The organism is Allobosea sp. MMO-172 (assembly GCF_037147855.1).
Classification (GTDB): domain Bacteria; phylum Pseudomonadota; class Alphaproteobacteria; order Rhizobiales; family Beijerinckiaceae; genus Allobosea.
The window spans coordinates 1-968 of the sequence record NZ_JBBCUM010000049.1 but is presented as its reverse complement, the minus strand read 5'-3'; the positions used below and the strand labels follow the sequence as shown (position 1 = coordinate 968).

1 protein-coding gene is annotated in these 968 nt (G+C 70.6%); it reads left to right on the top strand.

Features of this window, described 5'->3' with window-relative positions:
- The coding region (locus tag WFK61_RS26050; RefSeq protein ID WP_336814946.1) for a methyl-accepting chemotaxis protein at positions 1–968 on the top strand (968 nt) is incomplete at both ends.

Below are 968 nucleotides of genomic sequence, written 5' to 3'. Positions count from 1 at the left end.
ATCAACGAGATCAATGCGGTCGTGGACGGGGCGACGACGGAGTTCGCGGAGGCTCTGTCGGCGATTGCTGGCGGCGACCTGACCAACCGGGTCGAGACGGCCTATCGCGGCCGCTTCGCCGACCTCAAGGGCGCGATCAACGAAACGGTGGACCGCCTCTCGGACACGGTCGCGACGATCCAGACCACCTCGGCCGATGTCGGGCTCGCCGCGCGCGAGATCAATATGGGCGCCGACGATCTGTCGAAGCGCACCGAGGAGCAGGCCTCCTCGCTGGAGGAGACCGCCGCCACGACCGAAGAGCTCGCGGCCTCCGTCAAGGCCTCAGCCCAGGCCTCGAAGGATGCGGCCCGGATCGCCGACGAGGCGATGCAGGCCGCCCAGAACGGCGGCGCCATCGCCGGCCAGGCGGTGGACGCCATGGCGAGGATCGAGACCGCATCGCAGAAGATCTCCGACATCATCCGTGTGATCGACGACATCGCCTTCCAGACCAACCTGCTGGCGCTCAACGCCGCGGTCGAGGCGGCCCGCGCCGGCGAGGCCGGCAAGGGCTTCGCCGTCGTCGCCTCGGAAGTGCGCACGCTGGCGCAGCGCTCCGGCGAGGCGGCCAAGGACATCTCGGGTCTGATCTCCTCGTCCAATGTCGAGGTCGGCGAAGGCGTGAAGCTGGTCCGGCAGGCCGGCGATCAGCTCGCCCGCATCCTCGCGGCCTCGCAGAAGGTCGCGGCCACCATCGCCGACATCTCGGCGGCGTCCGGCGAGCAGGCCAACGGCATCGACGAGATGAGCCAGGCGGTCGCGCATCTCGACGAGATGACGCAGCAGAACGCGGCCCTGTCCGAGCAGAGCGCGGCCTCGGCCGGCTCGCTCTCCGGCCGGATCGAGCAGCTCAACGCGCTGGTCGCGACCTTCCGCACCGGCCGCGAGGCGGCGGGCCAGACGGCTTACGCCCAGCCGGCCGCGAC